Below are 7,036 nucleotides of genomic sequence, written 5' to 3' on the forward strand. Positions count from 1 at the left end.
CCAGCTATTCGTATTTCTCCAAAAACGCCTCGGCCTCTAGTTTGCGAAAATCCGGCAATGCGTCACGCAAGCGGCTGTTGTCCCAGTCCCACCAGGCCAACTGCTCCATCCGATCCGCAACCGCTTGTGGGAACCTGGGGCGGAGTGGTTGGGCCGCCACCCCAGCAACGATCATGTAGGGCGGTACGTCTTTGGTCACCAGCGCCCCGGATGCGATGACCGCACCATTACCGATTGTCACCTCGGGCTTGATGATCGCTCCGTGACCGATCCATGTGTCATGCCCGATATATGCGATCCGGCTTGCGCGATGGGCAAACCACTCGGCATCATCCTCGGCATCGTCCCAATAGTCAGCCGACCGATAGCTAAAATGATGCAGCGAGGCCTTTTGCAACGGGTGATCCGTGGCGCCGATCCGGGTAAAGCTGGCAATGTTCGAAAACTTGCCGATCTGGGCGTTGGCGATGTCGCAGGTCCGGTCGCAATAGGAATAGTCGCCCCAGACCGCGTTGGCGATCCGACTGCCGGTGCCAATCTCGACAAATGCACCAAAGCTGCTGTTGGTAATCTGGCAATCGGGATGGATGAACGGTTCATCCGTGCGCAATCGTGCCATGAATCTGACCTTTCAAGCTGCGCTCACGGCAGAATAAAATCTTTGGTTTTCGCGTTGCTCGGCCTGCTCTTCTTGCCGCTGTCGCCCTGGATCAGACGACGCCGTAACCAGCCCGAGAACCAATCCATCAACATCACCATGAGAATGATCAGAACGATGTAATAGGCGACCTCTTCCCAATCTTTCTGAGTGATGATCGCCTGCGTCAGCAACAGACCAATGCCGCCGCCAGTAATCGCGCCAATTATGGTCGCGCTGCGGGTGTTGGATTCGAGAAAGTACAAAAGCTGGCTCAACAGCACGGGAGTGATCTGTGGGATCACGCCAAAGCGATAGCGCTGCGGCGCATTCGCACCGGTCGACTGCACGCCCTCGATCTGCTTCTCATCCACATTCTCCAGCGCTTCTGAGAATATCTTGCCGAATGTCCCGGTATCGGTCACCAGAATTGCCAGCGCTCCGGTCAACGGCCCTGGGCCGAAGGCCCGTGCCAGAACAACGGTCCAGATCAAGGCGTCCACACCGCGTACAAAGTCGAACACCCGCCGTGTGGCAAAGCGCACCGACCGCAAGGGGTTAAAGTTCCGCGTCGCCAGGAACGCCAGTGGCAAGGCGATAATCCCTGCCCCCATGGTGCCCAGAAACGCCATCAGGATCGTCTCGAAGATGGCCCAGGCCACATCCTGATGCCGCCAGATCTTGTTGGTCCAGAAATCGTTGAAAATGGCACCGGCCTCACCGGCGGTGGCGCGGCTGACCAACTCGGGGAAAGATTTGCCATAATACGGGCTGTCGAGGGTGAACCAGAACAGCTCCCACCCTGGAAAATAGCGAAACACTTCGGACCGGTTGCGGGTCACGGTCAGACGCCCGGCATCGGTGGTGATCGCCAGCCGATTTTTCGAGACATTGATCCAGTCTGGAACATCGCCCGCCGGTAACTCTGCTTGCACCCCAGAGGCCCGGCTGGGCGTAGCGCGCACGACGCCATAGCCAGGGATATCGTATTCGATTGTCTCGGGGCCGAAACGCACCACGTGACCATCTTCTAGGTCAATGATCGTGGTTTCGCCCAACGCCACCCAGTCGGGTGCGGTCCCGTCAGGATAGGTGCCTTTGCGGTCCCCTTCGACCGCAACGGACACATCACCATTGCGGTTATCCCGCGTGACATGGGTTTTGTAGCTGTAACTGTCGGCAACAAGCGTCTTGCCGTTTTCCCAATTTGCACGCCCGGCAATACCAGGCACGTCAAAGGCAAAGAACACGTAAATCAGGTAAAAAGCGACAAGGCCGGGCAACCCGAAATTCACGATCCGTTTGCGGTTGAACAGACGACCGGCCTCGGCCTTGAGGTCATCTGTCGACAGATCAGTGGCAAAGGTCGTCATGCCGAAGCTCCTTTTTCCGACCCGTGGGTCAGGCGATCCCGCAGATAGCCGGACAGCTGATCCACGACCATGATTGTGACAAAAAGCAGAAGGAAGATGGCCGCGGCCTCGTCGTAGCGCCCCTGCCCCCATGACATCGCGTTGCGCAGCTCATAGCCCAGCCCGCCAGCACCGACGAAGCCAAGGATGGCCGAGGCACGGATGTTGATCTCGAACCGCAGCAAGGCATAGCTGACATAGTTCGGTCCGACCTGTGGGATCACGCCCAAATACATCCGTTGCGACCAGTTCGCGCCCACCGAATGCAGCCCCTCAATCGGCTTCAGCGAAGCGTTCTCGTTCACTTCCGAGAACAGCTTGCCCAATGCACCGGCGGTATGGATGGCAATCGCAATCATTGCCGGAACCGGACCGCCGCCGAGAATAAAGATCAAAACCAGCGCGATAACGATTTCAGGGATGGCCCTGCAGATATCGGAAATCCGACGAAACAATGGGATCAGAGATGGCCACTGCGCCATGCCCCGTGTCGACATCAGGGCAAGAAATGTCCCCGCAATCGTACCGATCAGGGTTGATGCTGCCGCGATATTGATCGTTTCGATCAAGGCCGGGAAGAACCGAACCAGATTTTCCGGCATCGCGCCGATCTTTTCCCACGCTTCCGAGAGGACCTCGGCCGGATAGTCGAAAATCCTGTGCCAGCCATCGACAAAACTGCCTGCGTTTCGATCATCGGCGGTGCGGAACCCTGCGGCCATCAGGGCCACAAACAGGATCAGGAGAATGCCACCATAGGCCCGTTTGCGCCGGGTCATTGCTGAGTATTCGTCGCGGATTTGGTCGACGCTGTGGGACCCTGCGGTCAGGTCTGTCATGGAATGCTCCTGAGAAAACGGGGCCCGGCAAGACGCCGGACCCCGATCATGTGATGTGCAGGCTTAGTTGGACTTCAGCTTGCGCGCTTCGATGATGACCTCGTAGGCCTCATGCGTGATGGGATCAAAGCTCTTGGCTTCGCCTGCTGCCACGCCGTAGAAACATTCGCGGTCTTTTTCGTCCAGCGTGTTCCACAGCTCAGTGACCTGAACTTTGACATCTTCGGGCAAGGCCTTGCGCAGAACGACCGGGCCTTCCGGGATCGGCGCCGATTTCCAGATCTCGACCAGATCGTTCATGTCGACCAGACCGGCATCAACAGCGCGGCGCAGCGCGCCCGACTGATAGCCATCTTCCCAATCACCCAGGCCGTCGGCCCAGGTCACGCCGCCGTCAACGTCACCGTTGTTTACCGCAACGATAGTCTGTTCGTGACCGCCGGTGAACTTGACCTCACCGAAGTAATCGCCCGAGTCCATGGTGGCGCCGGTGGCCTGTGGGATCTCGATCGAAGGGATCAGGTAGCCCGAGGTCGAGTTCGGATCACCAAAACCAAAGGCCTTACCCTTCATGTCATCCAGCGAGGCGATGCCGCTGTCTTTGCGGGCAAAGCCTACCGAGTAATAGCCATAACCACCGTCGGTGTTGACCTTGACCAGAACCGGCTCAACCGCTTCGGGATCGCTCAGATAGGTTTTGGCGTAACCCGACGCACCCAACCAAGCGACGTCAATCGTGCCACCCAGCAGGCCCTGAATCACACCGTTATAATCGGCAGGGGCGAACAGCTTGGTCGGAACGCCCAGCAACTCTTCGGTGTATTCGCGCAGGCATTCGTTTTTGCTCATTCGGTCTTGGGCGTTTTCGCCGCCCAGAATACCAATGCGGAATTCGCTGATTTCCTGCGCCATAGCGGGCGCGGCCATGGCAGTGGTCGCAACAAGGGCAGCAATTAGGTTTTTCATCTGTCTCTCTCCAGGTTGATGTCCCCGACCTCTCATCGGGTCGGGCGATGAAAGGTGGTTGGGGTGGCTCAGATGGTGGCTTCGGCTTCCATCAGGGCCTTCTGGGTGGCGTCGAGCGTTTCGATCTCGGTCGAGGTTGCCTCTTCCGAGAAACTCGCATCGGCCCCATAGATCTCGCGGGCGACGCCGGTGGTCAGTTGTTCGGGCAACCCGTCAAAGACGATGCGGCCGTCGCGCATGCCGACAACGCGGTCGCAATAGCGGCGCGCGGTGTCCAGCGTGTGCAGGTTGGCGATGACCGTGCGGCCGTCCTCTTCGTGGATACGGCGCAGGGCCTGCATCACCACCTGGGCATTCATCGGGTCCAGCGATGCGATCGGCTCATCCGCTAGAATGATTTTGGGGTCCTGCATCAAAGCCCGCGCGATGGCGACACGCTGCTGCTGTCCACCCGACAGCGCCTCGGCCCGTTTCGGCGCATGTTCGGCGATGCCCAGACGATCCAGAATGTCGATGGCGCGGTGGATGTCCTCCATCGGGAACAGGTTGAACATGGTGGCCAGTGTCGATTGGCGGTTCAGTGTGCCATGCAGCACGTTCGTCACCACATCCATGCGCGGCACCAGATTGAACTGCTGAAAGATCATGGCGCATTCGGCCTGCCACGCCAGCTTCTCTCGCCCCTTCAACTGGGTGACATCGCGGCCTTCGAACAGGATCTTGCCTTCGCTGGAATCGGTCAGGCGATTGACCATCCGCAAAAGGGTGGATTTCCCGGCGCCGGATCGCCCGATGATGCCGATCATGCACGGCTTGTCTACATCCAAAGTCGCCGCATCCACGGCTATGTTTTCGCCGAAGCGTTTGGTCAGTTTGTCGATACGCAGCACAGGACACCCCCAATTCGTCTTGGCGGTGAGCTACAGGCACTGTTCAACGGCTGTGTGTCAGTAAGGTGAAAGTTTTGTTACGGCGCGATTGTCGCGGGGGCTATCCATCAACTGACCTCAACGCTATACGCATCCTCAACTGTTCAGATGACACGAGGCAACCATGAGCTTTGACCGCAGCATCAAGATCGCCCCGTCGATCCTGTCCGCCGATTTTGCCAATTTCGGCGCCGAGATTCAGGCCATTGAGGCTCAGGGCGCCGACTGGGTGCATATTGACGTGATGGATGGCCATTTTGTCCCCAACCTGACCTTTGGTCCACCCGCCGTCAAAGCCTTTCGTCCGCATGTCAAAACGGTGATGGACGTGCATCTGATGATCACCCCAGTCGATCCCTACATTCAGGCCTATGCGGATGCTGGGGCCGATGTCCTGACCGCCCATATCGAGGCAGGGCCGCATTCGCACCGCACCCTGCAGGCCATCCGCGCTGCAGGAATGAAGGCCGGTATCGCGCTGAACCCGGGCACTCCGGCCGAAGCGGTGGAGCACCTGTTGGATCTGACCGATCTCATCTGCGTTATGACTGTAAACCCCGGCTTTGGCGGCCAGAAGTTCATCGACATGACCAGCAAAATCCGCCGCCTGCGCCAGATGATCGGCGACCGTCCCGTCCATATTGAGATTGATGGCGGTGTTGATCCAAACACCGCCCCGCTGGTCGCGGCCGCAGGCGCCGACGTTCTGGTTGCCGGCTCAGCTGTGTTCAACGGTGGATCGGTAGTTCAGCCCGGGGTATATGGCGACAACATCCGCGCCGTGCGGGCCGCTGCGAATTCCGCGCTGTAACTCATTATTCCTGGCGCATGCCCGAAATCACCCTGTGCATGAGGTCCAGAAACTGACGTTGTTCCTCGGCGCTCAGCCCCGCAAGCGCCTGCGCGTTTACGGTCTGGGCGGCCTCATATGCCTCCGCGCGTATCCCTGACGCCTTTTCGGTCAACCAGATCAGCTGAGCTCTGGCATCGGTTGGGTTTTTGGTTCTCTTGACCAAACCGTCCCGCTCCATCCGGTTGAGCGTGTTGGCCAAGGTTGCCTGTTCGACATCGATTTTGCCAAGCAGCTCTTTTTGCGACACGCCGTCCTTTTGCCAAAGCTCCAGCAAAATGGGGAATTGCCCAACGACGATCCCCAAAGGAGAGATACGCTGCTGCAAGTCCCGGGCAAACAAGCGCGCCATGTGATTGACCAGATATCCGGCCGAGTCTTCTTTCGTGAAATCCATGTCGGATAAATACACTTGCATAGCATGCTATGCAATATTATATAGCTTGCTATGTTATTTTCTGAAAGAGGATCAAAGAATGGCACGCATCGTAGAACTTGACGAAATCGCAACCCTGGCTGACCAGATGGAAACCGAGGAAGGCCCCGTCGTTCTGATCAACCTGTTCACGGTTGACGCCAAGGACGAAGACGCCCTGCTGACCGCCTGGTCCCACGACGCGGATTTCATGAAATCGCAACCGGGATACATCTCGACGCAACTGCACAAAGGCATCGCCAACAGCGCGACCTTCGTGAACTATGCTGTCTGGCAAGATGTGAAGAGTTTCCGTCAGGCCTTTACCAATCCTGAATTCCAAAGCCGTATCGCCGACTACCCGGACAGCGCAGTGACGCGACCACATCTTCTGCGCAAGCTGACGGTCGACAACCACTGTGTTGCCTAAGGCGCGATGTGGAGGCACCCCATGATCAGAACAATCCACCCCATCGCTGGAGTTATCGGATTTCTAACAATACTGACATTCTGGACATCTACTTTGTACAGCGAGATCTTCGCTTCCCACGCGACCGTGGCATCAGTAAAAACCATGATCGTCTATGGCCTGTTCTTGCTGGTCCCGGCCATGGTAATTGTCGGCGCCACAGGAATGTCGATGGGAAGCCGGCGCAAAGATGCATCGGCATTGGCCAAAAAGAAAAGAATGCCGATCATCGCAGCCAACGGCCTGCTTATTCTGGTACCCGCAGCACTCTACCTGAAAACAAAGGCCGGAGCCGGGGCCTTCGACACCAGCTTCTACCTTGTTCAGGTCATCGAATTGGTCGCTGGTGCCACCAATCTGACATTGATGGGTAAGAGTATCCGTGACGGCCGGGCAATGACCGCGCGCAGGCGCAGTCAGTCCCAGAAATAAAAATGCATTCCAAACAGAAAAAGCCCGCCCCGGTTTGGGGCGGGCTTTTTTGTTTCGACGGTTAGGTCTGAGACTATTCGGCGAACG

General features: G+C 57.8%; 9 protein-coding genes. 3 read left to right on the top strand and 6 right to left on the bottom strand.

Annotated features, from left to right (window positions below; genetic code table 11):
* Positions 1 to 4: 4 nt before the first annotated feature.
* The 5 genes from AC2FIZ_RS16555 to phnC all read right to left on the bottom strand — a co-directional run bounded on the left by AC2FIZ_RS16555 (position 5) and on the right by phnC (position 4,744).
* Positions 5 to 619, bottom strand: a complete 615-nt coding sequence (locus AC2FIZ_RS16555; RefSeq protein ID WP_142639333.1) for an LbetaH domain-containing protein — start codon at positions 617 to 619, stop codon at positions 5 to 7.
* A gap of 23 nt (positions 620 to 642) precedes the next feature.
* Positions 643 to 2,010, bottom strand: a complete 1,368-nt coding sequence (gene phnE, locus AC2FIZ_RS16560; protein ID WP_496791351.1) for a phosphonate ABC transporter, permease protein PhnE — start codon at positions 2,008 to 2,010, stop codon at positions 643 to 645.
* Positions 2,007 to 2,888, bottom strand: coding sequence for a phosphonate ABC transporter, permease protein PhnE (gene phnE, locus AC2FIZ_RS16565; protein WP_271951512.1), 882 nt, complete (start codon positions 2,886 to 2,888; stop codon positions 2,007 to 2,009). Before phnE (AC2FIZ_RS16565) ends, phnE (AC2FIZ_RS16560) begins: the two co-directional genes overlap by 4 nt.
* Positions 2,889 to 2,951: 63 nt before the next feature.
* Positions 2,952 to 3,854 (bottom strand): phosphonate ABC transporter substrate-binding protein, encoded by a 903-nt coding sequence (gene phnD / locus AC2FIZ_RS16570; protein WP_281995919.1) that lies wholly within the window; start codon positions 3,852 to 3,854, stop codon positions 2,952 to 2,954.
* 68 nt (positions 3,855 to 3,922) lie between these two features.
* On the bottom strand, positions 3,923 to 4,744 hold the full coding sequence (gene phnC, locus AC2FIZ_RS16575) for a phosphonate ABC transporter ATP-binding protein (RefSeq protein ID WP_281995920.1): 822 nt from the start codon (positions 4,742 to 4,744) through the stop codon (positions 3,923 to 3,925).
* A gap of 163 nt (positions 4,745 to 4,907) precedes the next feature.
* On the opposite strand from phnC, the gene rpe reads away from it, so the two are divergent.
* The gene (rpe, locus tag AC2FIZ_RS16580) at positions 4,908 to 5,594 is read left to right on the top strand and encodes a ribulose-phosphate 3-epimerase (RefSeq protein WP_281995921.1); all 687 of its coding nucleotides are present in this window, start codon (positions 4,908 to 4,910) and stop codon (positions 5,592 to 5,594) included.
* A 4-nt stretch (positions 5,595 to 5,598) separates the two neighbouring features.
* Here rpe and AC2FIZ_RS16585 read toward each other — a convergent pair whose 3' ends face one another.
* Positions 5,599 to 6,030 carry a MarR family winged helix-turn-helix transcriptional regulator gene (locus tag AC2FIZ_RS16585; RefSeq protein WP_281995922.1) on the bottom strand — a complete coding sequence of 144 codons (432 nt, stop codon included), beginning with the start codon at positions 6,028 to 6,030 and terminating at the stop codon, positions 5,599 to 5,601.
* A gap of 79 nt (positions 6,031 to 6,109) precedes the next feature.
* On the opposite strand from AC2FIZ_RS16585, the gene AC2FIZ_RS16590 reads away from it, so the two are divergent.
* Both AC2FIZ_RS16590 and AC2FIZ_RS16595 read left to right on the top strand, forming a co-directional pair.
* Positions 6,110 to 6,478: an antibiotic biosynthesis monooxygenase family protein gene (locus tag AC2FIZ_RS16590; RefSeq protein ID WP_142639319.1), complete on the top strand. Its 369-nt coding sequence runs from the start codon at positions 6,110 to 6,112 to the stop codon at positions 6,476 to 6,478.
* 21 nt (positions 6,479 to 6,499) lie between these two features.
* Positions 6,500 to 6,949, top strand: a complete 450-nt coding sequence (locus AC2FIZ_RS16595) for a hypothetical protein (protein ID WP_281995923.1) — start codon at positions 6,500 to 6,502, stop codon at positions 6,947 to 6,949.
* The last annotated feature ends 87 nt before the right edge of the window (positions 6,950 to 7,036 follow it).

The organism is Ruegeria sp. CDSB022, assembly GCF_059611145.1.

What these genes read in the sequence shown, in the direction of transcription:
- rpe (WP_281995921.1), top strand. Translation starts at nt 4,908, where the DNA reads ATGAGCTTTGACCGCAGCATCAAGATCGCCCCGTCGATCCTGTCCGCC.
- AC2FIZ_RS16585 (WP_281995922.1), bottom strand. Translation starts at nt 6,030, where the DNA reads ATGGATTTCACGAAAGAAGACTCGGCCGGATATCTGGTCAATCACATG.
- AC2FIZ_RS16590 (WP_142639319.1), top strand. Translation starts at nt 6,110, where the DNA reads ATGGCACGCATCGTAGAACTTGACGAAATCGCAACCCTGGCTGACCAG.
- AC2FIZ_RS16595 (WP_281995923.1), top strand. Translation starts at nt 6,500, where the DNA reads ATGATCAGAACAATCCACCCCATCGCTGGAGTTATCGGATTTCTAACA.
- phnD (WP_281995919.1), bottom strand. Translation starts at nt 3,854, where the DNA reads ATGAAAAACCTAATTGCTGCCCTTGTTGCGACCACTGCCATGGCCGCG.
- phnE (WP_271951512.1), bottom strand. Translation starts at nt 2,888, where the DNA reads ATGACAGACCTGACCGCAGGGTCCCACAGCGTCGACCAAATCCGCGAC.
- AC2FIZ_RS16555 (WP_142639333.1), bottom strand. Translation starts at nt 619, where the DNA reads ATGGCACGATTGCGCACGGATGAACCGTTCATCCATCCCGATTGCCAG.
- phnE (WP_496791351.1), bottom strand. Translation starts at nt 2,010, where the DNA reads ATGACGACCTTTGCCACTGATCTGTCGACAGATGACCTCAAGGCCGAG.